Below are 24,359 nucleotides of genomic sequence, written 5' to 3'. Positions count from 1 at the left end.
AGGCTAGCCTTTAAGCTGGATAAAGGCGCGAACAGGTAGCGTTTACAGCATCAGGATCGATTCTACCCTTTTTTTTTGGTTTTGGGCTAGTCTGTTTTACGGTAGGGTGGCGGAAATGAGAGGATAGCTTGCTCGCAAGGGTGTCCCGGCCTCCTTTTTTCTTTTCCGGGACTTCACAGGGCAAGGCAGTCAACAGGGAGGAGCGTATCATGGGTCAGGACTATCAGGACATCTCCGTGGAGCAGTTGCGTGTTCTGCAGCAGCAAGGTCACGAACGCGACTATCTGGTGGTGGATGTGCGCCAGGAAGACGAGTATCGGAGGGGCCATATTCCCGGCGCCCTGCTGATTCCCCTGGCTGAGTTAAGCCGGCGCGCCGCTGAACTGCCTGGGGACCGAAGCCTGATCTTTAGCTGTCGTTCCGGAAAACGTTCCCAGGCTGCAGCGCTGATGATCGCTGCTTTGCGGGAACCGGCTGCGCCGATGATCTATAACATGGTGGGGGGGATGCTGGCCTGGGAGGGGCGCGCCCCGGTCGGGATGCCTGATCTGAAGGTCTTTGATCTTGGCGGCGGCGCAACCCAGCTGCTGATCCAGGCCATGGAGCTTGAACGGGGCGCCGAACGCTTCTACCTGGAACTGCTTTCCTGGGACATGGCCCCAGAACTGGAAGCGCCCCTGCAACTCCTGGCCCAGGCAGAACAGGGTCATGCCCGGCTTCTCCATCACCAGCTGGCCTCTCTCCAGGAGTCGCCCCTCTCCTTTGCCGCCTGCTATGATGAGCTGGAGGGTGATATCATCGAGGGGGGGGTGGAGCTGGCCTCGCTCTTGGCCTCTTTTGAGGAGCAGCCGGAGTCTCCCTGTCGGCTTGCCCTGGAGTTGGCCCTGGGCATCGAGTGCTCTGCCTACGAGATGTACCGCGCCCTGGCACAGCGTTTTGTCGGCCAGGAGTTGGAACAGCTCTTGCTCCAGATCGCCCAGGCCGAGAAGGAGCATCTCCAGATCGCGGCCCAGGCCCTGGCCGGCTGTCCCGCCTAGGCCCTGTGATCTGTCCAATCCTATTCCTAACTGTATAACCGCGGAGTGAGCCATGTCCATGGACCTTGATTTTACCGGAATTTCCCAGTTGCTGGCAACCGCTGCCAGGGAGGGCAGGGCCTTTCTCTATGAGTATGAGGTCTATGACCTGCTGGCCCTCTCCGGTGCCGAGACGCCTCCCCGGTCCCTGTTTGTCCCCCGTGGTGCCAGACCGGCTGATCCGGGCTTGACGGTGCTGCCCGGTGAGCAGGTGGTACTGAAGATCGTCTCACCCACCATCACCCACAAGACCGAGGTGGGGGGGGTGCGGATCGTGGCCAATCAGCCGGACCGGATCCGCTCCGGGATGCGGCGGATGCTCTATGAGGTGCCTGAGCAGTATAGCCAGCTGCTGGAGCGCTATCCCCACTGGGCCCCGGCCAGTTATCGTCACCTCAGGGGCGAGGCCCTGGAGGCGGCCATCCGCAGGGATCTGAGCGGGGTGCTCCTGGTCCAGTTCATGCCGCCGGACTCCAGCGCCTTTGGCAATGAGTTGATCGTCGGCCTCCGCCATACCCGGGAGTTCGGGATGATCCTCAGCGCAGGTCTCGGCGGGACAGATACCGAACTCTATGCCCAGCGCTTCCGCAAGGGCCAGGCCGTGGTGGCGGCCTCCACGGTGATGCATGACGGTGATTCCTTTTTCGAACTCTTTCGGACCACCATCGCCTACAAGAAACTGGCCGGCCTGACCAGGGGGCAACGGCGGATCGTCAGCGATGAACAGCTGATCGAGTGTTTTGCCTCCTTCATCGAGATGGCCAACTACTACTCGCCCACCAATCCTGAGGCACCCTTTATCCTGGAAGAGTTGGAGATCAATCCCTTTGCCTTTACAGATTACCTGATGGTGCCCCTGGACGGGCTCTGTCGCTTTTCCCTGCCCCGGCCCCAGGTGCCCGGGCGTCCCCTGGCCAAGATCGAACAGCTCCTCCATCCCCGCTCCATAGGCATCGTCGGGGTGAGCTCCAGCCGGAGAAATTTTGGTCGGATCATCCTGGAAAACGTCCTGGCCCAGGGCTTTTCCCCGGAGCAGATGCGGATCATCGGCCCCAGCAGCTCCCCGATCGAGGGGGTGGTCAGTGTGGCGGAGCTGGCAGCCCTGCCCGAGCGGCTTGATCTTCTGATCGTGGCCGTGGGTGCCGAGCAGGTGGTGGCCCTGGTGGAGCAGATCATCGCCCTCGACTGTGCCCGGGCGGTGATGCTGATCGCCGGCGGCCTGGGGGAAACCGCAGCCAGCCGTGAGCGGGCCGAGCAGGTGATCGAAAAGATCACCGCCGCCCACGCCAGCGGCGACGGCGGCCCCGTCTTTCTGGGGGCCAACTGCATGGGGGTGATCTCCCGGCCCGGCCGTTACGATACCTGGTTTATCCCCAGGGAAAAACTGCCCCAGCAGAGTCGCCTCCAGGTGCAGCGGGCGGTGCTGATCAGCCAGAGCGGGGCCTTTATGCTTCATCGTAGCCACCAGTGTCCAGAGCTCCATCCGGCCTACATGATCTCCATGGGCAACCAGACCGATCTGACCCTGGGCGATATGGTCCACTACTTCAAGGATGCTGACCAGGTGGATGTGATTGCAGTCTATGCCGAAGGCTTCAAGGATATGGATGGACTGGCTTTTTGTCAGGCCGTGCATGCGGCGGTACTGGCCGGTAAGGAGGTGATCTTCTACAAGGCCGGTCGGACCCCTGAGGGGAAGGAGGCCACCAGTGGCCACACCGCCTCCCTGGCCGGTGACTATATGGTCTGCGAGAGCTGTGTCCGTCAGGCCGGGGCCGTGGTTGCCCGCAATTTTTCTGAATTTCAGGACCTCTTTTTTCTGGCCGAGCGGCTCCATGACTGCACGGTCCAGGGCAACCGGCTGGCCGCGGTCAGCGGGGCCGGCTTCGAGGCGGTGGGCATGGCCGACTCCCTGACCTCCGACGATTTTCAGATGGAGCTGGCCGAGTTCGGCAACGACTCCAGGGAGGCGATCCAGGCCCTGCTGGCGGTCAAAAAACTCGATAAACTGGTGAGCCTGACCAATCCCCTGGATATCAACCCGGCTGCCGATGACGAGGCCCATGCCGAGGTCGCTGCTATCCTCCTGGCCGATCCAGGGGTCGATGCCCTGGTGATCAGCCTGGATCCGCTCTCCCCGGCCATGCGTACCCTCGAGAATCCGGACAGTAATCACTATGATATGAACGCGCCGGGCAGCATCAAGAATCGGCTGATCGAGCTCTGTGGACAGGCCGAAAAACCGGTGGTCGCGGTGGTGGACGGCGGCGATCTCTATCAGCCCCTGCGCCAGTCCCTAATCGATGCCAACATCCCGGTATTTGCGGTCTGCGACCGGGCGGTGGCCGCACTTTCGCTCTATCTTCAGGGCAGGCTGGCTGCCCAGACCCTCTGCGCCGCAGAGGGCATCGATGGCTGGGATTGATGGCCGGGGTGGAGCGCAGGCCTGGCTGCAAAGATTGTCTTAACTCAAGGGTGGCAGAGATATGAACCTACGTGAGCGTCTCCTCCGGATAGAGACCAAGGTGGATTGTGACCAGCTGGAACAGATCCTAAGTGCTGCTGTCGAGGCAGGACGCTTCTCCCTGTTTGAGCATGAGGCCTATGACTTTCTCCGGGCATTGGGTTCAGAGACGGTCCCGCGCAGCCTGCTCCTGCCGGTGGGGGCCCGGATCGAGGGGCTGGATCTGGACAGCTTTCCCGGGAAATCGGTGGTGATGAAGATCGTCTCTCCCACCATTGTCCATAAGACCGAGCTCAAGGGGGTCAGGATTGTCGACAACAATCCGGATGCCATCCGTTCGGCCTGGCGGCGGATGCTCTACGAGGTTCCGGAGCAGTATTGCCGTCTGATCGAGAGCAGGCAGGTGGTCAGGCCGGAGAGTTACCGGGGGCTCCAGGGGGAGGAATTGCTGGAGGCGATCTCCGTCGACATCCAGGGGGTCTTGCTGGTCCAGTTCATGCCGCCTGATTCAGAGGCCTTTGGCAACGAGCTGATCGTCGGCCTCCGCCAGACCCGGGAGTTCGGGATGATCCTCAGTGCCGGATTGGGCGGAACCGACACCGAGCTCTATGCCAAGTTTTTCCGTAAGAATCGGGCCATCGTCTCTGCGCCTACGGCAAGCCTCAATGGGGTGGATTTTTTTGAACTCTTTCGTCAGACCGTCTCCTACCGGAAACTGATCGGCCTGACCCGTGGTCAGCAACGGATCGTCACCGATGAACAGCTGGTGGAATGTTTTGCCGCCCTGATCCAGGTGGGCAACCACTTCTCGGCCAACAATCCCGAGGCCCTGCTGCACATCAGTGAGTTTGAGGTCAATCCCTTTGCCTTTACCGATTTTCGGATGGTCCCCCTGGATGGTCTGCTCCACTTCACACCGGCAGCCCAGCCGGCACCAGGACGTCCCATCGACAAGATCGACAATCTACTCCATCCCCGCACCATCGGCATCGTCGGGGTCTCGCCCAGGCGGGTCAACTTCGGCCGGGTGATCCTGAGCAACATCCTCAAGGCCGGTTTTGATCCTGCCCAGCTGGTCCTGCTCCATCCCGAGGCCCTGGAGATCGATGGGGTTCGCTGTGTGGCAGCCCTGACAGAGCTCGAGGCCCCCCTGGACCTGCTGGTGGTGGCCGTGGGCTCGGAGCATGTACCGGCGCTGATCGATACGGTGATCGGTCAGGCCGCTGCCCAGGGCGTACTCCTGATTCCAGGCGGCCTCGGCGAGACCGAGGAGAGCCGTGGCAGGGCCGGCCGACTGCGTCAGGCCATCCAGGACTCCCGCCAGCTGCCCGGGCAGGGGCCGATCATCCTGGGGGCCAACTCCATGGGGGTCATCTCCCACCCCGGGTCGTATGATACCTGGTTTCTCCCCGAAGATAAGCTGCCCAAGCAGGCCCAGGGGGCCAGGCAACGGATCGCCTTTATCAGTCAGAGCGGTGCCTTCATGGGTACCAGGATGAGTCGTTTTCCGGACCTTAATCCCCTGTATTTGATCTCTATCGGCAACCAGACCGACCTGACCCTGGGAGACTTCATGGACTACTTCAGCAGGGCGGACAGGGTGGACGTGATCGGCATCTATGCCGAGGGCTTCAATGACCTGGATGGGGCGGTCTTTGCCGCTGCCGTGCGCCGGGCCGTGGCAGCCGGTAAGGAGGTGGTCTTCTACAAGGCCGGCCGCACTCCCGAAGGTATGGAGGCCACCAGCGGTCATACCGCCTCCCTGGCCGGCGACTATGCCATCTGTGAGGCCTGCCTCCACCAGGCAGGGGCCATCGTTGCCCAGACCATGGAACAGTTTGCCGATCTCCTGAAGCTGGCAGCCATGCTCCACAGGGTTGAGATCAGCGGCAAGCGGATCGCCGGTTTTTCCAGTGCCGGTTTTGAGGCCGTGGGCCTGGCCGACTATATCCACACCGATGACTATGCCCTGGAGCTGGCCGAGTTTTCAGCGGCAACCACCCAGACCCTGGAAGAGCTGATGCAGGCCAACCGCCTGGATAAGTTGGTCACGGTCCACAATCCCCTGGACATCAATCCCGGGGCCGATGACCGGGTCTTTGCCGAGGTGATCCGGGTGCTGGGCCAGGATCCCCGGATCGACGGCCTGGTGGCCGGCCTGATTCCCATCACCCCGGCCATGCACTCCCTTGCCGATGGCAGCGAAGGCTATCGTCGGGGCATCTATCACCACATGGAGCAGTTGCGGGGCTCGCTCACAAAGGCCCTGGTCCTGGTGGTGGACGGAGGCCGGATCTTTGATCCCTTTGTCGATGATCTGGAGGGGCTGGGTTTTCCGGTGTTTCGCAGCATGGACCGGGCGGTGATGGCCCTGGCCCTCTACCTGGAGGCCAGGCTGAAGGCCCAGGGTTGATGAGGTCTGCGTTGATCGGCAGCAGCCGCTGGAACTTCCGGGGAGGGCGGAGATGAAGGGGGATGGACGCCGCCAGGGGGTGCTGCTCCTCCATGGGCTTGCCCGCAGCCGCTACTCCATGATCCTGCTGGAGCGGTACCTGCTTGCCCGCGGTTATAGGGTGGCCAATCCGGGCTACCCCTCCCGCCAGGAGGAGATCGCTCCCCTGGCCCACCGGGTTATCCCCCAAGGCCTGGCCCAGCTCCGCCAGGCAGGGGTGGAGACCATCCATGCGGTGACCCATTCCATGGGCGGCATCCTCCTCCGGCGCTACTGGCAGGACCGGCAGATTCCCGGTTTCGGTCATGCGGTGATGCTGGCTCCGCCCAACCGGGGCTGTGAGCTGGTGGACCATTTCAGCCGTTATCGCTGGTTCCGCCTCTGGGCCGGACCGGCAGGCTGTCAGCTGGGCACGGCCAGCGATAGTCTGCCCAACGCCCTGGGACCGGTACCCTTTTCCACCGGGATCATTGCCGGCAACGAGCCGATCATTCCCTTTTTCGGCCACCTCATCCCAGGCGAGAATGACGGCAAGGTCTCGGTGGCGCGGGCCAGGGTGGAGGGGATGAAGGAACTGTTGGTCCTGCCCTGCAGCCATCCCTTTATCATGAACCATCGGGCGGTCTGGGCCCAGACCGCCCATTTCCTGGAGCATGGCTGTTTTTGTCCCAGCTGAGCCCTGCTGAGCCGTGGTTGCAGCAGGGAGCAGGAGCTTCAGGATTTCCGCAGGACCCGCTTGTCGCCGACGCGGATGGTCAGCTTGATCTTGTCAAAGTACTCCAGCAGGGGGATGGAGAATTTTCTGGTCAGGCCGGTGAGTTCCTTGAACCTGGGGGCATCGATCTCACCCTCCCTGCGGATATAGCTCTCCAACTCTGCGGCCAGTCGATCCAGGGCCTGGCTGGAGAAGAACAGGGACTCGTTGATCTTGGTCAGCACCCCCTGCTCCAGGAGCAGGTCAAAGACCTGGAGGATCTGACGCTCGGGAAACTGAGCAAAGCGGGCCAGGACATCCTTGAGGTTGGGCGGCGCCAGCTGCGCCTCTTGGTAGAGGGCGCCGATCTCTTCCTGCATGGCCTGTTCATCGATCTGCAGGGTGACGGTGAAGCCCGCGCGTTTGATCTCAGCACCCTGCTGCTCGATCTCCTCTTTTCTGGTCAGGGCAGCCAGGGTGTACTGGAGGAGCCTGGCATCCACGGGCGGCAGCAGTTGGGAGCGGAGTTCCTCCTTATCCAGTCCCGATTTGAGCGGATTGTCCTGGTGATACCGGTCCAGGAAGCGGATCACCCTCTCCTCCAGGGCGCTGAACACCGACTGGGCCATCAGTCGCTGGGATTCGGAATCGATGACCAGGATTTGGCCGCTGGAGATGGGTTGCTGGAGCATCTTCTTGAGTTTCTTGCCAAAGATGCCCACCTGGGCGGCCAGCTTTTCGCTGCTGATCCCGGCCAGACCGCTCTCCTCCAAAAAGAGCAGGATCTTTTCTTCCACTGAGCCGTCTTCCAGGGTGGCAAAGACCTGGGCGTTGCGGAGCCGGTCCTTCTCCTGGGTGCGCTTTCGTTTCCTGGGTGCCGGATTGAGGATCACGCCCCCGCCCACTGTGGTGATGGGGGAGTAGCTGCGCAGGACATAGTGATCACCGGGCCAGACCGTCACCGGTTCCTGGAGGATCAGCTGGATGTTGGCGCTCTCCCCGGGGGGGAGGCGGTCCTGCTCCAGGAGCAGCACCTTGCCGATGATCTCCCTGGTCCCCAGGTGGACCCGGACCAGGGCGCGATTCTTCAGCTCCCTTGCTGAAGAATCCAGGTAGAGGAGGTGGGCATCCAGCAGGGTGGAGGGGGAGAGGCTTCCCGGGGTGGCGGCCATGTCGCCGCGATTGATCTCCTCCCTGTCAATGCCCTGGAGGTTGATGGCGGTGCGGTGACCCGCCTCCACCACCTCCACATCTTTTCCATGGACCTGGATGCCGCGGATACGGGCAGTGAGTCCCTGGGGATAAAAGCTGAGCTCCTCGCCGTTGGTGATTCGTCCCGAGAGGGAGGTGCCGGTGATGACCGTGCCAAAGCCCTTCATGCTGAAGACCCGGTCCACGGCCATTCGAAAGGGGCCGAACTCCTCCTTGAACTCCATCTCCCTGATCTGTCGGTCCAGGAGCTCGATCACCCTGTCCAGGCCTTCGCCGGTAACCGAGGAGACCGGCACCAGCGGGGCCTCTTCCAGGAAGCTGCCCTGGAAAAAGTCGCGGATCTCCTCTTCGACCATCTCCAGCCAGTCGGGTTCAACCATATCCTTCTTGGTGAGGATAATCAGGCCGTTCTTGACCCCCAGCAGGCGGCAGATATCGAAGTGCTCCTTGGTCTGGGGCATGATGCCCTCGTCGGCGGCAATGATAAAGGCCACCAGGTCCATGCCTGCGGCTCCGGCCACCATATTGCGGATAAATTTCTCGTGACCCGGGACATCCACAATCCCCAGCCGGTGACCACAGGGCAGATCCAGGTGGGCAAAACCGAGTTCAATGGTGATGCCGCGTTGTTTTTCTTCCTTGAGTCGGTCGGTGTCGGTCCCGGTGAGTGCCTTGATGAAACTTGTCTTTCCATGGTCAACATGACCGGCGGTACCCAGTACGATTTCGCGCATAGCTCTTTAAGGGGATGGGGTTGGTGGTGCTGTGCACGGCAGCCGCGCCCGAAAGGGGGCGCGACTTCCTGGGCCATGCAGCAAGGCTGGCTGCGACCGTCCTGCAGAGCAGCCGGCCTGCGACCGCCTAAAAGTAGGGGTTGGAACGGGTTTCCTGACCAATGGTGGACTGGGAGCCTCCGTAGCCATGTCCCGGCCAGACGATGGTCTCTGCCGGCAGCTTGAGCAGCCTGGACTTGATGGAGGCGCTGAGTTCGGTCATGGAACACCTGGGGAAATCGGTGCGGCCGACGGCGCCGACAAAGAGGGTGTCCCCGGTGAAGAGATGGGGCGCAGCGTAGAAGCAGACCCCGCCGGGAGAGTGGCCCGGGGTATGGATGACTTCAAGGGTCTCTTCGCCAATGACGATGGTCTCGCCGTCTTCAATCAGGATATCCACCGGTGGTGACTCGGGGAGTCCCAGGGAGGAGAAGTAGCGTTTCAGGTCGGGATCATTGAAGTATTCAACGTCGGCCCGATGCATGACGATGAGTGCTCCGCTGGCTTCCTTGATCGGCCCGTTACCGCAGACGTGGTCAGGGTGTCCGTGGGTATTGAGGATATATTTGACCTGCAGTTCATTCTCCTTGCAGTAGTCAAGGATGCGGTTCTCATCGCCGCCCGGGTCAATGATTGCCGCTGTCTTGGTTTTTTCGCAGGAAACAATATAGGCACAGACACCCATCATGCCTACGGTGAGTTGGTGAACAAGCATAGAACAGACTCCCTTAAGATAATGCCTCTGTGCCTGTGCCTTATCAGCTCTCTTCTCCAATCTCGGCGTTATGGTTAAAAAAAACACCCTCCGGTGTCAACGCCATCTTGCGGGTGTCTTGGTGGACAAGCCCGGAGATTGAACAAGATATCTCATTTATGGACAGACCCAGGATAGTATTCCGCAGCCTGGTCTGTTCCAGGCTGCGGTTGGGTACGGATTAACTACAGCCACCGCCGCCGCAGGCGCAACCGCTGTTGACGGTGTCAAGAGAGGCCGTTGGGGTAGGGGGCAGCCGGGTTTCCACGGCCGTGACCACCTGGTCAAAGGCCTTGGTCGCCGGGGTCTCTTCCTCGGAAGAGAGATAGGGGGTGCCGCTGTCGCCGGCCACTACGACTCTGGGATCCATGGGCACCCGGCCCAGGAAGGCCAGCTCATAGTCACGGGCCGTCTGCTCACCGCCGCCGCTGCTGAAGATATCCACGGTCTCCTCACAGTGGGGGCAGATGAAGCCGGACATGTTCTCGACCACACCCACGATGGGCATCTCGACGGTCTTGCAGAAGTTGATGGATTTCCGGACATCGGCCAGGGCCACGGCCTGGGGGGTGGTAACCACCACGGCATGGACACCGGGCATGGTCTGGGCCACGGAGAGGGGCTCGTCACCGGTACCCGGAGGGGCGTCCACCACCAGGTAGTCCAACTCACCCCAGTCCATATCAGCCACGAACTGACGGATGGCCTGGATCTTCAGAGGGCCGCGCCAGATGATGGCATCGTCCCGGTCCTTCATCATGTATTCCAGAGAGACCACCTTGAGATTCTCGTTGTAGGTCAGGGGTGGAATCAGGGCATCGGGGTTGCTGGGTGCCTCCAGGGAGCCGGTGAGGTTCAGCATCCGACAGATATCAGGGCCGTGCAGGTCCACATCCATCAGGCCGACGGAATGGCCCTTCTTGGCCAGGCTCAGGGCCAGGTTGACGGCTACCGTTGATTTGCCGACACCGCCCTTGCCGCTCATTACCAGGATTTTATTTTTGATTTTTCCCAGAGATTTGTTGATGGCGATATCCTGTTGTGCCAGGTGTGCATCTGCTGAATTGCAACTGCTGTTTTGGTCGGAACTACAGGATCCGCCGCATGAACTGCTCATGTTCGCCTCCGCTAAAATAAAAAGAAAGATGTAATCTATGAGGCCGCAATAAGGTCTATACTCATCCCGGCAAGCTCTGTGCTTGAATCTGCCTGGGAAATGCCTGCTGAATAGGTACGCTACGCCAGCCTCTTACAGGGCAACGCCTTAAACGGGATCATGGCCTAGGTCACCGGAGCCGGTAGGCTTAAGGGGTTCTTGCTGGTACACGCTCTGCTCCATGCCCAGGTGTCAAAGGCAACTGCGAAGATGGACGCCACAGATGAGGCGGGCCCCATCTTCGAGCATCGTCTTCGCTCAATCAGGCGCTGAGAGGGCGAAGAGGCACCGCTTCGAGGTGCCCATACAGAGTCCCGGTTGAACCAGGAGGCATTGCCACAGCTGGCAAGAGAGGCGCCGACAAGAGTCGGAATCCACCGGCCTGCCGGTGCCTTAACGATCCTTAATGATCCCTTAACGATCACCAGTAACCAATCGGGGGTATACTTTAATTCCGGTCCATTGAAAAGCAATGAAAAAAACAACTCCTCTCTCCCGGGGCAGAGTTTTGGGGCGAGCGGCTGCTAAAGGCACCCCAACAGGTGGTTTTCCCGGAGCCTCGCCACTGGAGCTTCAGCCTTTTCCTTGATTTATAATTGTCAGAATAGTTATAGTGCTTAATTGTAGTTAATCAATTTCCAGCCATCGGCTCGGCCATGCCCTCGCTGGGGTGGCATGGCTGCTGTCAGCTGCAGACAGCGACTGTCGCCACTGGCTGGAAGAGAGGGGGGATATTTTTTCGAGTTCAATCGTGCAAGCATGCCGGATATCGTCGGGTTTGACAGCGCAGCCTTGCGGCTGTCTGCTCCGGGAACCGTTCCAGGCATGTGTGGAGGGATACATGGATCCGTTCAGTAAGAAGCTCTTTCAGGAACTGGAACAGATGCAACAGCAGACCGGTCGAATGCTGCGCAGTATGTCGATCTCACGGATGATGCCCATGGAGAGCGGCTGCTGGCAGCCTCCGGTGGATATCTATGAGGCGGAAAACGAGCTGTATGTCTATGTGGATCTTGCCGGTGTCGATCCCAGCCAGCTCCAGGTCACCGTTGATGAGCAGCACCTCCAGATAAGCGGTAAACGCCAGTTGCCGGCCCAGCAATCCATCGCCTGTATCCATCAGCTGGAGATCGAGCTGGGCGAGTTTCAACGGGTGGTGGTGCTGCCCTCCATGGTGAATGTTGAGGCGGTTGACTCAACCTATACCAACGGTATCCTGGTGGTTACCCTGCCCAAGCGGGTAAAAAAGGGTAAAGTCAATATACGGATAACTCCTGGAGAATAGATATGGAAAACGAGCAAAGCATCCAAAAGAAAAAGGTTGATCCCAGTCAACTCGAGGTTCCGGACTCTCTGCCCATTCTCCCGCTTCAGGGTTTTGTCTTCTATCCCGGGATGGGCTTTCCCTTGCAGATTGGCAGTGCCTCGTCTAAACAGCTGATCGACGATGTTCTCCTGGGTGATCGGATGTTCGCCATGGTGCCCAGCCGGAAGGAGCAGGGGACGGACAGCGACTCCCCGGGCCAGGATGATCTCTACCGGGTCGGGGTGGTGGGCTATCTCCATAAGCTGAGTAAATCCGAGCAGGGCTACTACCAGGTCCTGGTCAGCGGCACCCGCAAGGTCGCCATTGAGGAGTACCTGGAGTCTGAGCCCTACCTGCGGGCCAGGGTCAGCGAGGTGCCCATGGAGCTGGTGGAAGATAAGAAGGTGGAGGCCCTGCTCTTAAACATCCGCAGTCAGTTTCATAAACTGGTCCATGCCAGCGAGCTCCCCCAGGAACTTGTGGCCACGGTGAACACCCTGGAAAATCCTTTTTATGTGGCCTATCTGGTCAGCTCGCAGCTCAACCTCAAGATAGAAGTCGAGCAGGAGCTCCTGGAGATCGAAGATATCCAGGAGCTCCTGACCAGGGTGACCCGGGAGTTGAACGACCGGATGGAGACCGTGGAGATGAGCCAGGAGCTGCAGAAGTCCATGAAGAAAGACATGGATGAGCGGCAGCGCGAGTTTTTTCTCCGTCAGCAGCTCCAGGCCATCCGCAAGGAGCTGGGCGAGGGTGAGGAGGACAAGGTCGAGATCAAGGAGCTGCGGGAGAAGATTGGTGCCAAGGAGCTGAGTGCGCAGGCCAAGGAGGTGGCGGAAAAGGAACTGGCCAGGCTGGACAGAATCTCCCCCTCTTCTCCGGAATACACCGTCTCCAGGAATTATCTGGACTGGATCCTCGATCTGCCCTGGATGGATTCCACCACCGATACCCTGGACCTGGATCAGGCTGAAAAGGATCTGGACCAGGATCACTATGGCTTGAAAAAGATCAAGAAGCGGATTCTCGAGTTTCTGGCGGTACGGAAACTCAAGGAAGACATCCATGGGCCGATTCTCTGTCTCAGCGGTCCTCCAGGGGTGGGCAAGACCTCCCTGGGCCAGTCCATTGCCAGGACCATGAATCGGAAATTCGTTCGCATCGCCCTGGGCGGGGTCCGGGACGAGGCCGAGATCCGGGGCCACCGGCGGACCTATATCGGTGCCCTGCCGGGACGGATTATCCAGAGCCTGAAGCGGGCCGAGGCCAACAATCCGGTCTTCCTCTTTGATGAGGTGGATAAGCTGGGTAACGATTTCCGCGGTGATCCTTCCTCGGCCCTGCTCGAGGTCCTTGATCCGGAACAGAACTCCACCTTTACCGATCATTATCTGGATATCGAGTTTGACCTCTCCAAGGTGATGTTCATTGCCACGGCCAATGTCCTGGATACCATCCCCGGTCCCCTGCGTGACCGGATGGAGGTGGTGGAACTCTCCGGCTATACCCAGCAGGAGAAGGCGGCCATTGCCTGCAGGCATCTGGTGCCCAAACAGCTGGAGGCCCATGCCCTGAGCCGAGATGACCTGGAGATCCCTGAGGCCACCATCGATGCCCTGATCTCCTCCTATACCCGGGAGGCAGGGGTGCGTAACCTGGAGCGTGAGATCGCCTCCATCTGCCGGGGGGTGGCCGCCGGCATTGCCCGGGGCAAGACCGAAAAGACGGTGGTGAACCCAGAGGATCTCTACACCTTCCTGGGACCCCTGCGTTACTTTGCCGAGATGAAGGCCAGGACCTGGGGCCCGGGTTTGGCCACCGGCCTGGCCTGGACCCCGGTGGGGGGCCAGATTCTCTTTATCGAGACCTCCAGCATGAAGGGCAGGGGAGGACTGACCCTGACCGGGAAGCTGGGGGATGTGATGAAGGAGTCGGCCACCGCGGCCCTGACCTACATCAAGTCCCATGCCGCGGATCTGGCCATCGATGAGGAGCTGTTCTCCACCATCGATCTCCATGTCCATGTGCCGGAGGGGGCCATCCCCAAGGACGGCCCCTCTGCCGGGGTGGCCATGGTTTCTGCCCTGGTCTCGGTGATCACCGGAACGGCGATACGCCAGGACGTGGCCATGACCGGCGAGATTACCCTGCGCGGCGATGTCCTGCCCGTAGGTGGGATCGGCGAGAAGGTATTGGCAGCCCTCAGGGCCGGGATCAGGGAGTTGATCCTGCCTCCCCTCAACGAAAAGGATGTCTTGGAGATCCCAGAGGATATTCGTGAGGGGGTGATTTTTCACTACCCTCTCACTATTAGTGAAGCTCTTAAAATTGCAATAGAAAGAAAGGCGGATAGCTGATGCTTGGATGGTTTAAGAAGAAATTTGGCAGGAAAAAGAAGGCTGAGCCCGAACAGGCCCAGGAAGAGTCGCAGGAGATTGCCGGCGAAGCGCTGGCCGAGGCGGCTCCGGAACCCCCGGAAGCGGTTGCGGCTCCTGGGGGGGAGTCGGTCGGCGTGGACCAGGAGCCAGGAACGGCAGAGTCCGGCCCGGAGGAGGAATCGGAGCAGGTCGTAGCGGCAGCAACGGCAGCAGCGGCAGCACCTCCGGCTGCGGCGGAAGCCGTGCCGCCTGAAGAGCAGCAGCTTGAAGAGCCGCCCCAGGAGCCGGAGCCACTCCTTGCGGTGGAGGAGAAAGCCCCCCGGGTGGCGCCCGGCCTTGAGGCCGGGCAGCCGCCAGTTGCGGAGCCACCTGCCGAGGCTTCGGCCGTTTTCCGGGAAGAAGAGGGGGTAGAGGAGCAGCCTGGAGGCGAAGCCGCGGTTGCCCTGGAGAGCAGAGACGCTGTCGTGGAGCCCCATGCAGAAGACATACCTGGCCCTGCCCCAGATGCAGGGGAGCAGGAGGAGGCCCCTCCCCAGGTTGAACCGATCGCTGTTGAGCCCGAGCTTGAGACCACTCTCCCGGGCGCGCAGGAAGCACCGTCTCCGGCCATCTCTGAAGAGGAGCAGCCGGTCCAGGAGGAGCCAGCCCGTCTGCAGGTTGAAGCCGTGGAGCCTGGGGAGGAAGAATTGCCGGAACCCCCCGTGGCTGCAGAGCCGGCCCTGGCTGCCCGCGAGGAAGCTGTAGCCGAGGTGGAGTTCGAGGAGCAGGTGGATGAGGAGCCGGCCCGGGAGGTGCAAGCTTCCCCTTCCCTGTTCCGGCGTCTCCAGGAACGACTGGGCAAGACCAGGGACGCCTTTGTCCACCAACTGGACAGCCTCTTTCTTGGCCGCAAGGAGATCGATCAGGAGCTCTTTGACGAGTTGGAAGAGGTGCTGATCACCGCCGACCTGGGGGTGACCACGACCATGGATCTGCTGGAAGATGCCCGTAAGCGGGTCAAGCGTGACAAGCTCAGTGATCCCCAATCCCTGAAGGGCGTACTCAGAGAACGCATCCTTTCCTATATCGAGGAATCGGACCAGCCGGCCGAGCTGGTCATGCCCGAAAAAGGCCCCTTTGTGATCATGGTGGTCGGGGTCAACGGCGTGGGGAAGACCACCACCATCGGCAAGGTGGCAGCCAAGTTTGTCCGTTCCGGCCAGTCGGTGCTGCTGGTGGCCGGGGATACCTTTCGGGCTGCAGCCATCAATCAGCTGAAGATCTGGGGAGACCGGGTCGGGGTGAAGGTGGTTGCCCAGAAGCCGGGCTCAGATCCTGCCTCGGTGGTCTTTGACGGCATGGAATACGGGCTCGCCCACGACTATGATGTCATTCTGATCGATACCGCCGGCCGCCTCCATACCAGCGTCAACCTGATGGAAGAGCTGAAGAAGATCAAACGGGTGATCGGTAAAAAACTTGCCGGTGCCCCCCATGAGGTGATGCTGGTGCTGGACGCCACCACCGGTCAGAATGGCCTCATCCAGGCGCGGATGTTTCAAGACGCGGTCCAGGTGAGTGGTCTGGCCATGACCAAGCTTGACGGCACGGCCAAGGGCGGGATCGTGGCCAATATCTGCCGTGAGGCCCAGATCCCGGTCCGTTTCATCGGCATTGGTGAGCAGGTGGACGACCTCCGGGATTTTGATGCCCGCCAGTTTGTCGACGCCCTCTTTGCCGTCTCTGAAGAGGCCTAACCACCCATACTCCTGCCGGCGCCGGTCAACCCCCCGCCGACTTCATCCAGAACAAACCAATCTCCATGGAATACAGACAACATAATCAACCCGGCTGCGGCGGCTGCCTGCTGATCATCGGTTTGCTTTTACTGGTGACCGGCGGCGCTCCGGCCCTCTTGAACTTTCTCGGTTTTCTCTTTTTCTCCGGTATCTTTGGGGTGCTGCTCCTGGTGGCGGCCTTCTGGGGATTCTCCTACTATGTGCGCCAGCGGGTTTCCACCTATGAGGCCTCCCAGACCGAATCCCATAACCGTTTCGTCTACCTGCTGGTCCATATCCTGGTAAAAATCGCCAAGGACGACGGTCATTTCACCCGGGCCGAGCTCAACACCATCCTCAACTTCTTCCAGCATAACCTCCGCTACAACCAGGACCAGATGTACTGGGTGAAGCAGTTGGTCAAGGAGGCCAGGGATGCAGAGTATGAGATGGAACAGCTGCTGGAGGAGTTTCGCAACACCTTTGCCTACGAACCGCGGCTGATTCTGCTTGAGTTGATCTATCAGATCATCTATACCAAACAACCACCAGTAGCTGCCGAACTGGAGCTGGCCAGGCGCATTGCCGAGTATCTCCAGATTTCCAGCTATGACCAGCGTACCTGTGAGGCCAAGTATACCTACCGTCAGCGCCAGGAGGCCACCAGCGGTGCTGCCCTGGATGAACGCTGCTATGCGGTGCTGGGCCTGGAGTCAGGGGCTGATTTTGCGGCGATTAAATCGGCCTACCGCAAGCTTTCCATGCAGTACCACCCCGACAAGGTGGGACACCTCGGTGATGAGTTCAAGGGGGTGGCTGAAGAGAAGATGAAAGAGATCAACGCAGCCTATGATCACCTGAAGAAGAAGTATAAGGTACCTTGAAATAACCAATCCTGAAGAAACCCTGTGCTTAGAGCTAAGCACAGCCAACAGCGTATATTAGCAAAGGACAAGCAGATGACAGTAGCCAAAAAGATGAGTCAGTTTGCCGAACAATCCTCTTGGATTCGGAAGATGTTTGAAGAGGGGGCCAAACTGAAGGCTGAGTATGGTGATGCCAGCGTTTTTGATTTCAGCATCGGTAACCCCGACGTCCCCCCGCCGAAGCAGTTCAACGAGACCCTCAAGGAGCTGATCGATGACGAGACGGCCGGCAGCCACGGCTATATGCCCAACGGTGGTTACCCCTTTGTCCGCGAGGCCTTGGCCGCCCGACTCTCCAAGGACCAGGATGTGCAGCTGGAGCTCGGTGATATCCTGATGACCTGCGGTGCTGCCGGTGCCCTGAACGTGATCTTCAAAGCCCTGCTGGATCCCGGTGATGAGGTCATCATCATCCGGCCCTTTTTTGTTGATTATCACTTCTATGTGGATAACCACGGCGGGGTGGTCAAGGTGGTGGATGCCGATGAAAACTTTAACCTGGACCTGGGCGCCATCGAAGCGGCCCTCACCGACCGAACCAAGGTGGTGCTGATCAACAGCCCCAACAACCCCACCGGCCAGATCTACTCTGCCGAGGAACTGGGCCGCCTGGGGGCCTTGCTGGATAAGGCCGGTGAACGCTTCTGCAGCTCCATCTACCTGGTGAGCGATGAGCCCTATCGCAACATCGTCTTTGACGGCCATGAGGTCCCTGCCCTGATGACCGCCACCACCAACTCCATCGTGGCCTCTTCCTACTCCAAGGAGCTCTCCATCCCCGGGGAACGGATCGGCTATATCGCCCTTAACCCGAAGATGGCGGAAAAACAGAGTGTGATCAATGCCCTGACCCTGGCCAACCGCATCCTCGGCTTTATCAATGCCCCGGCCATGATGCAGCGGGCAGTGGCCCAGCTCCAGGATGTCTCCATCGACTCCACCATCTATGCCCGGCGCCTGGATGCCTTCTGCAAGGTCCTCGATGATGCCGGCTTCTCCTATGAGCGGCCCAAGGGCGCCTTTTACCTCTTCCCTCGGGTACCCATCGATGACGTGGAATTCTGCAGCCTGCTCCAGGAGGAGAAGATCCTGGCCGTTCCGGGACGGGGATTCGGGATGCCCGGCTATATCCGCCTGGCCTTCTGCGTGGATGAGGCGGTGATCAACAAGGCGGCCGACGGCTTTAAGAGGGCCATGGCTACGGCTCGCCAGCAGGCCGGCTGATTGCCGCTCGGAGAGGCGTGAGGCACCGGAGGCCAAGCCCTGCGAATGCAGGGCTTGGCTTTTTTTTTCAAGTTGGAGCAGATGAGCTCCGGGGGTGACTGGTGGGGAGGAGTGAGCTGGTGGGGACGGCTCAGCGGTCGGCCCTGCGGATGACGTCGCAGAGTTCCAGGGCCAGGGTCTCGATCTCCTGGTGATCTTCGCCCTCGGTCATCACCCGGATCACCGGCTCGGTCCCCGAGGGTCGGACCAGGATTCGGCCCCGCTTGCCCAGCTGCTGTTCGGCACCAGCCAGTGCCTCGGAAAAGCCTGGGATCTGCTCCGGCGCGATTTTGGAGGACATCCGTACATTCTCCAGCACCTGGGGATAGGTGGTCATGATGGTGGCCAGCTCGGAGAGCGGCTTTTTCTTTTTGATCATGATGGAGAGCAACTGCAGTCCGGCCAGGATACCGTCACCGGTGGTGTTGTGGTCGAGAAAGACCAGGTGACCGGACTGCTCGCCACCGAAGTTGTAGCCCTTGGCACGCATGGCCTCCACCACATAGCGGTCTCCCACCTGGCAGCGGATCATGGAGCCGCCCAGGCCGGTCATGGCCTGTTCCAGGCCCATGTTGGACATCACCGTGGCCACCAGGGTCTTCTTCTTGAGTTTTCTTCGGCTGAGCAGGTCGGCGGCGCAGATGGCCATGATATGGTCACCGTCAACAATCTCCCCCTTCTCGTCACAGACGATCAGACGGTCCCCGTCCCCATCCAGGGCCAGGCCGATGTCGGCACCCAGCTGGCGGACCTTTTCCGCCATCAGCTCGGGATGGAGGGCGCCGCAATCCTGGTTGATGTTCTTGCCGTTGGGCTCAACCCCCAGGGTGGTGACCTTGGCGCCGAGTTCACTGAACACATGGGGGGCAACCTTGTAGGTGGCCCCATGGGCGCAGTCCACCACGATATGGAAATCATCCAGGGTATACTTCTTGGGAAAGGTATTTTTGAGGTAGACAATGTAGCGCCCCTTGGCGTCATCTATCCTGGAGGCCTTGCCCACCTCGTCGGCCACCGGACGCAGGGCGGCCATCTTCTGGGAAAAGATCAGGTCCTCGATATCGGCCTCCGTGGCATCAGGCAGTTTGAAGCCGTCACCGGAAAAAATCTTGATGCCGTTATCCTGAAAGGGGTTGTGTGAGGCCGAGATCACCACTCCGGCATCGGCCCGCATGGAGGTGGTGATAAAGGCAATCCCCGGGGTAGGCAACGGTCCGACCACCTGGACATTGACCCCCATGGAGCAGATTCCGGCGGCCAGGGCATTTTCCAGCATATAGCCGGAGAGGCGGGTGTCCTTGCCGATGACAATGGTGTTGCCCTTGGTCCGGTTTTTGACGACAAAGGCGATGGCCCGGCCGATCTGCATGGCGATTTCCGTGGTCATGGGATAGGTGTTGGCCACCCCGCGAACACCATCGGTGCCAAAAAGTTTACGCATGGATACTCCTCAAGTATGAATAGTCGAATAAAGCTGTCCCTCTGCAGCGGAAGGCAAACGGTGGGTCATGACAGCGGGGACAGGGGGTACGTTGAAAAATCAGATTTTTCGATCAAGATCAAGGCATGGAGAAAATTTACCGCAACCATACAACGGATATTCCGAGGATGAAATTTTTGCCATAAGGCAGGGATTGGAAGAAAAAGCACCTTTTCAAGGGAGCCGGGGATTATGGTTCTGCTATGGGCAGCAGGCGGACCTGATCAGGCTTCACAGTGATCACCGAGATCGGCGGATGCCCCGGGACATTGATGCCGTTGACGTTTACCTGGACCAGCCCCTTGCTCTCTGGCAAGGATTTGGAACTGACCATGGCCCGGAAGAGCATGGCCAACTCAGGGGTGTCCCTGATCAGGTTCTCCGGGATATTGGCCTCCACCGTGACCATGCCTGGCTCGGTCTTCATGGGCTGCTCGGCATCACGGACATTCACCGGAATACCGCGTACGGTCTTGGTGAGCATGTTCTCTGCAACCTCCAGGCTGACCGTGACCACGGTCTCGCCCATGAGGCTGAGCATGTTGGGGCTGAGATCGAGCTGGACCTGCAGCTTGGTGGAACGGGCCAGGCCGTCCAGGTTGATCACCACCGTGTTGAGGGCGCTCTGTTGTTCCAGGAAGGACTTGGGCCCGGTCACGGTGAGCTGTTTCGGGTCCAGGGTGAGGGAGCGCAGGGTATAGCCGGCCCCTGGTTCCCCCTCGGTGATGGCATTGATGGTAAAGTCCTTCTCGCTGAGCTGATCCACCAGCAGGGTGAGGTTGGTGGGTTGCAGCCGTTGAACCGTTATCCCCTGGGGAAAGGGGATGGAGTCGCCGTCATTGGTGATGACGATGGCTCCTGCCTCTACCTGGGTCAGGTCCACCGGCCTGGAGATGTTGTGCTGGCGCACCTCCTGGATCATCCGACGCGGCCCCCGGATGGAGACCTCGATATCCTTTTTGAACTGATTGGCGATCACCAGGTCAGGAGGCAGGTTGTGGATCTCGATGGGAACATTGATGGTGATGTCGATCTGATCCTCACCCACTACAAAGTACCAGAGGCTGGCGCCGATGATCAGGGAGAGCAGTTTCAGGTGCCAGTGTTTGGCCAGGAGTTCAAAAAAAGGTGATCTCATCGTTCCTCTCCCGGAGTCTTCTGGAGAGAGAGCCACTGTTTCCAGCCGGTGTTGCGGGAGCTGTTGCGGCGGAGGATGGAACGAAGGGCCGAGTTCAAGGCCTTCTCGTCGTGGAGGGAGGCGATGCGGCCCTGTTTGACCAGAGAGATTTCCTGGGTCTCTTCCGAGACCACAATGATGATGGCATCGGTCTCTTCCGAGAGCCCCAGGGCTGCCCGGTGACGGGTACCGTAGCGTTTGTCGATGCGGGTATTCTGGGAGAGGGGCAGCAGGCAGCCGGCACTGTGGATGCGACTCTGGTGGATGATGACCCCGCCGTCGTGCATGGGGGAAGAGGGCAGAAAGATGGCCACCAGCAGCTCAAAACGGAGCCGGGCATCCAGCCGGAAGCCGGAGTCGATGTAGTCGCGCAGGCCGGTCTCCCGCTCGATCACCAGCAAGGCGCCGATTCTTCGTTTGGCCATATAGGTCGCGGCCCGGACGATCTCCTCGATGTCCTGGTGATCGACGTCGTCGGATTTCTGGAAGGGGGTCTTCCCCATCTGGGTCAGGGCTCGACGGATATCGGCCTGGAAGACGATGATAATCACCAGCAGGATGGAGCTGAGAAAGGTTTTAAACAGCCAGTGGAGGGTGAGGATATCGAGCTTGCCGGAGATGAAGTAGACGATGATGATGACTGCAATACCGGCAAGCATCTGCACCGCCCTGGTGCCGCGGATGAGCAGCATGATGCGATAGATGATGAAGGAGACAATCAGGATATCAACAAAATCCTGCCAGCGTAGGGAAACGAGGGTGTCGAGCATTAAAATCAAGAAGATAGAGGTGAGTTATGAATATAATAAATTTATCATGTTAGCGCCGAAATGAACAGGAGAATCGAAGGCAGGGCCAAAAATTGATTTTGTTCTGTTCTTCCCGGGAAATCCCGGTAAGATGCACCGCGTCGTCAGCCATCTTGTTCCGGCCGGCGGCCCACAATTTTTTTTCAGAGGAGTAGGATGATGCACATTTCCAGTTTGGTCGCAGCGACCAGGAGCGTTCGCCGTTTTCAGGAGCAGCGACTTATCGAAGAATCACGGCTCCGGGAGTGGGTCGATCTTGCCCGTCTGGGTGGCTCTGCCCGCAACGCTCAGGTGTTGAAGTACATGGTGGTGAGCGAATCCCGGCAACGTGAGCAGCTCTTTCCCCTGCTGGGCTGGGCCGGCTACCTCCCAGATTGGCAGGGGCCGGTGGCCGGTGAGCGGCCTTCGGCCTATATCCTCTGTCTGCTTGACCGCAGCCTGCTCAAGGGCGCCGAGCATGAGGCCCATGTTGACTGCGGTATTGCCAGCCAGAATATCTTGCTGGCTGCGGCCGAGCAGGGGGTGGCTGGCTGTCGGATCGGCGCCTTTCCCGCCAAGATCGACCGGCTCGTCCAGTTGGAGGAGCCGCTCTCGGTGCTGCTGGTGCTGGCCCTGGGCTATCCTGCGGAGAGCGTGACCCTGGAAGAGGTCGGTGTTGATGGTGATATCCGCTACTGGCGCGACCAGGAGCAGGGCCACCACGTGCCTAAGCGTTCTCTGGCTGAGGTGCTGGTGGCACCCACCTTTTAAGGGGCCGGTGTGTCTACGGCTCAGCTGTTGCAGTTGGTAGGGATAGGCTCGTTGCTCACCTTTGTGGGCAGTCTGCTGGCCGTGCCCTGGATGATCAACCGGCTGGCAGCCGACTATTTTATCCGCCACTGGCAGGATCTGGCGCAGAGGCGGCGCTGTCATCCCCTCAGGGCGAGCTGTATCCTGGTGGTGCGCAACGGTATCGGCCTGTTTTTGCTCGCTGCCGGGGTGATCATGCTGGTTTTACCGGGACAGGGGCTGTTGACCATCCTGCTGGCCATCTGTGTGATGGATTTTCCCGGGAAACAGCGCTTGATTCGTCGGTTGGTGGACCAGGAAAAGATCCGCAAGGCCCTGAATTGGATCCGTCGTCGGGGCGGCAGAGAGGAGTTCAGTTTTCCCCAGGATTCGGCATGAGGTTCAATCCTTTGGCTGAAAGGGTTGGTAGAGCGGGTCGCCGATCAGGAGCATCTGCCAGGAGAGGTAGGGCAGGCTGATCAGGTAGGCCTCGCCCAGGGAGAGGTAGCCTTCGACCAGGGTGGGGAAGAAGATGTCCGGTAGGGGGAAGGCCTGGACGTAGGGCTCATAGACCGGGCCAATGGTGGCAGCGACCCCCTCTTCTAGCATCCGTTTGCACCAGACCTGGGAGTCTGCGCGCTTGAGGGTGGAGCATTCCGCGCTGGCGATATGGTAGCCCACGCTCCCCGGGGCCCAGGTAAAGGCCGGAATATAGCGTGCCAGGCTGTACCAGCCGCAGTAGAGGGCGGCCTCCGGGGCGCTGCCCGGCTGGAACAGGGCCGGTTCCTGGTTGAGCACGACCCGGAGATCGCTCTGTTCCCGGAGGCGTCTGGCCGTGGTGTGGATGGCCGCATCGTAGAGGGCATAGCCGCTGAGTTCTTTCTGTTCCGGCCTGGGCCAGCGTGCATCCAGGTAGACGCTGCCCTTGAGGCCGTTCTTCTCGGTGTCGATCGCCTCGTCGATCAGACGGCGCACCGTCTCAGGGTCAGGGCCGTCCAGGCGGCTGACCATCAGTACCTGGTCCCGTTTCAACAGGGTGTCGAGTTTTTGAAAGCCCAGGAAGTAGGGGTTGGGTAGCCAGCCATCCAGTGGGTACTCAGGGCTGAGGACCAGGGCCAGCTCGGAGTCCACTGCGGCCTGGCTGTCTCCGCGGGCGAGGAGGGTAATGCGACGGGCGAGGGCGGCCAGGCGTTGCCGGATCGGGGCATCCTGGGGGGTATCCTGGTCGATGGCTTGCTGCTTCCGGTCGCGCTCCTCCCGCAGTTGCTGCAGCTGTTGCTGATCCTGCTGGCTGAGGAGGGGTGCCCTGATCTTCAGGGGAACGCCGTAGACGGTCACCAGACATCTGATCCGTTTTTGCTTGAGGAGCTCTTTGAGCTGCTGCCGTACCGGCTTCGCTATCTCCTCATTAAAGGCGATCCGGCTGCAGCTCTCCTGGTTGGCGGTTTGGATGGTGATCAGGTTCTCCGGCGGGATCTTGCGCTGGGTGAGATAGTAGTGTGCCAGGGAAAGACCGGCCTTGTCCTCGCTGTTGGCGATGACCACCACCTCTCCCGGGGAGAGGGCGAGCGCCTCGCCTGCGAGCAGCAGGCCCATGACCAGCAGGAGGGGGGCCAGAATCGGTGGTGCTGGGTTCGCTGAAGCTGCTGAAGCTGATGATGGTGCTGATGGTAAGGTCGGGAAAATGGGCATGGTCGTCTCTCGTGGCTGGGCCGGGGCAGCAGCAAACGTGCTGGTAGGCAGTGCGCTCTCTCTTTGTCCATACCACTAATCCGGAAGAGAACAAAATCTTTTTCCCCGGAGGGTGCTTCGAGCCAGACCCGAATGGTTCTTTTTGCTGCGTTTGCTCCCACGGCGACTCCCGGTGAGCGCAGGACCCTGTTCTCTCTGTACCGGCTAGGGCGAAGGGGGACT

At 60.1% G+C, this 24,359-nt stretch carries 18 protein-coding genes; 11 read left to right on the top strand and 7 right to left on the bottom strand.

What is annotated here, in order from left to right:
- The first annotated feature begins 209 nt into the window (after positions 1 to 209).
- The 4 genes from G494_RS0102880 (at position 210) to G494_RS0102865 (ending at position 6,668) form a co-directional block, all read left to right on the top strand.
- The gene (locus tag G494_RS0102880; RefSeq protein WP_035245192.1) at positions 210 to 1,037 is read left to right on the top strand and encodes a rhodanese-like domain-containing protein; all 828 of its coding nucleotides are present in this window, start codon (positions 210 to 212) and stop codon (positions 1,035 to 1,037) included.
- A 52-nt stretch (positions 1,038 to 1,089) separates the two neighbouring features.
- Positions 1,090 to 3,501: an acetate--CoA ligase family protein gene (locus G494_RS0102875; protein WP_028583320.1), complete on the top strand. Its 2,412-nt coding sequence runs from the start codon at positions 1,090 to 1,092 to the stop codon at positions 3,499 to 3,501.
- Positions 3,502 to 3,562: 61 nt separating this feature from the next.
- The gene (locus tag G494_RS0102870) at positions 3,563 to 5,953 is read left to right on the top strand and encodes an acetate--CoA ligase family protein (RefSeq protein WP_051305308.1); all 2,391 of its coding nucleotides are present in this window, start codon (positions 3,563 to 3,565) and stop codon (positions 5,951 to 5,953) included.
- Between the two features lie 52 nt (positions 5,954 to 6,005).
- Complete coding sequence (locus G494_RS0102865; RefSeq protein ID WP_028583318.1) at positions 6,006 to 6,668, top strand: lipase family protein; 663 nt, start codon at positions 6,006 to 6,008, stop codon at positions 6,666 to 6,668.
- 38 nt (positions 6,669 to 6,706) lie between these two features.
- On the opposite strand, the gene selB is transcribed toward G494_RS0102865, so the two are convergent.
- From selB to G494_RS21620, 3 genes are all read right to left on the bottom strand, one after another.
- Positions 6,707 to 8,632: a selenocysteine-specific translation elongation factor gene (gene selB / locus G494_RS0102860; protein WP_028583317.1), complete on the bottom strand. Its 1,926-nt coding sequence runs from the start codon at positions 8,630 to 8,632 to the stop codon at positions 6,707 to 6,709.
- A 127-nt stretch (positions 8,633 to 8,759) separates the two neighbouring features.
- Positions 8,760 to 9,386: an MBL fold metallo-hydrolase gene (locus G494_RS0102855; protein ID WP_028583316.1), complete on the bottom strand. Its 627-nt coding sequence runs from the start codon at positions 9,384 to 9,386 to the stop codon at positions 8,760 to 8,762.
- A 220-nt stretch (positions 9,387 to 9,606) separates the two neighbouring features.
- Positions 9,607 to 10,542, bottom strand: a complete 936-nt coding sequence (locus G494_RS21620) for an Mrp/NBP35 family ATP-binding protein (RefSeq protein WP_035245190.1) — start codon at positions 10,540 to 10,542, stop codon at positions 9,607 to 9,609.
- An 880-nt stretch (positions 10,543 to 11,422) separates the two neighbouring features.
- On the opposite strand from G494_RS21620, the gene G494_RS0102845 reads away from it, so the two are divergent.
- The 5 genes from G494_RS0102845 to G494_RS0102825 all read left to right on the top strand — a co-directional run bounded on the left by G494_RS0102845 (position 11,423) and on the right by G494_RS0102825 (position 18,172).
- The gene (locus G494_RS0102845; RefSeq protein WP_028583315.1) at positions 11,423 to 11,866 is read left to right on the top strand and encodes an Hsp20/alpha crystallin family protein; all 444 of its coding nucleotides are present in this window, start codon (positions 11,423 to 11,425) and stop codon (positions 11,864 to 11,866) included.
- A gap of 2 nt (positions 11,867 to 11,868) precedes the next feature.
- The gene (lon, locus tag G494_RS0102840; protein WP_028583314.1) at positions 11,869 to 14,244 is read left to right on the top strand and encodes an endopeptidase La; all 2,376 of its coding nucleotides are present in this window, start codon (positions 11,869 to 11,871) and stop codon (positions 14,242 to 14,244) included.
- A complete protein-coding gene (gene ftsY / locus G494_RS0102835) occupies positions 14,244 to 16,001 on the top strand; it encodes a signal recognition particle-docking protein FtsY (RefSeq protein WP_028583313.1) in 1,758 nt (585 codons plus the stop codon). Before lon ends, ftsY begins: the two co-directional genes overlap by 1 nt.
- A gap of 65 nt (positions 16,002 to 16,066) precedes the next feature.
- On the top strand, positions 16,067 to 16,906 hold the full coding sequence (locus G494_RS27860; RefSeq protein WP_028583312.1) for a DnaJ domain-containing protein: 840 nt from the start codon (positions 16,067 to 16,069) through the stop codon (positions 16,904 to 16,906).
- A gap of 75 nt (positions 16,907 to 16,981) precedes the next feature.
- On the top strand, positions 16,982 to 18,172 hold the full coding sequence (locus tag G494_RS0102825; RefSeq protein WP_028583311.1) for a pyridoxal phosphate-dependent aminotransferase: 1,191 nt from the start codon (positions 16,982 to 16,984) through the stop codon (positions 18,170 to 18,172).
- Positions 18,173 to 18,302: 130 nt separating this feature from the next.
- Here the strand turns inward: G494_RS0102825 and glmM are convergent, their stop codons facing one another.
- The 3 genes from glmM to cdaA all read right to left on the bottom strand — a co-directional run bounded on the left by glmM (position 18,303) and on the right by cdaA (position 21,638).
- Positions 18,303 to 19,652 carry a phosphoglucosamine mutase gene (glmM, locus tag G494_RS0102820; protein ID WP_028583310.1) on the bottom strand — a complete coding sequence of 450 codons (1,350 nt, stop codon included), beginning with the start codon at positions 19,650 to 19,652 and terminating at the stop codon, positions 18,303 to 18,305.
- 229 nt (positions 19,653 to 19,881) lie between these two features.
- On the bottom strand, positions 19,882 to 20,829 hold the full coding sequence (locus G494_RS21615; protein ID WP_051305307.1) for a CdaR family protein: 948 nt from the start codon (positions 20,827 to 20,829) through the stop codon (positions 19,882 to 19,884).
- Positions 20,826 to 21,638, bottom strand: a complete 813-nt coding sequence (gene cdaA / locus G494_RS0102810; RefSeq protein WP_028583309.1) for a diadenylate cyclase CdaA — start codon at positions 21,636 to 21,638, stop codon at positions 20,826 to 20,828. Before cdaA ends, G494_RS21615 begins: the two co-directional genes overlap by 4 nt.
- 195 nt (positions 21,639 to 21,833) lie before the next feature.
- On the opposite strand from cdaA, the gene G494_RS0102805 reads away from it, so the two are divergent.
- Both G494_RS0102805 and G494_RS0102800 read left to right on the top strand, forming a co-directional pair.
- The gene (locus G494_RS0102805; RefSeq protein WP_084456318.1) at positions 21,834 to 22,427 is read left to right on the top strand and encodes a nitroreductase family protein; all 594 of its coding nucleotides are present in this window, start codon (positions 21,834 to 21,836) and stop codon (positions 22,425 to 22,427) included.
- A gap of 9 nt (positions 22,428 to 22,436) precedes the next feature.
- Complete coding sequence (locus G494_RS0102800) at positions 22,437 to 22,844, top strand: PGPGW domain-containing protein (protein WP_028583307.1); 408 nt, start codon at positions 22,437 to 22,439, stop codon at positions 22,842 to 22,844.
- Positions 22,845 to 22,847: 3 nt separating this feature from the next.
- Here G494_RS0102800 and G494_RS0102795 read toward each other — a convergent pair whose 3' ends face one another.
- The gene (locus G494_RS0102795) at positions 22,848 to 24,041 is read right to left on the bottom strand and encodes a TIGR03790 family protein (RefSeq protein ID WP_051305305.1); all 1,194 of its coding nucleotides are present in this window, start codon (positions 24,039 to 24,041) and stop codon (positions 22,848 to 22,850) included.
- Between the last annotated feature and the right edge of the window lie 318 nt (positions 24,042 to 24,359).

The sequence above is a fragment of the Desulfogranum mediterraneum DSM 13871 genome (genome assembly GCF_000429965.1).
In the GTDB taxonomy this organism is placed as follows: Bacteria; Desulfobacterota; Desulfobulbia; order Desulfobulbales; family Desulfobulbaceae; genus Desulfogranum; species Desulfogranum mediterraneum.
Note: the sequence above shows the minus strand (reverse complement) of the source record. Positions and strands in the feature narration are given on the sequence as shown.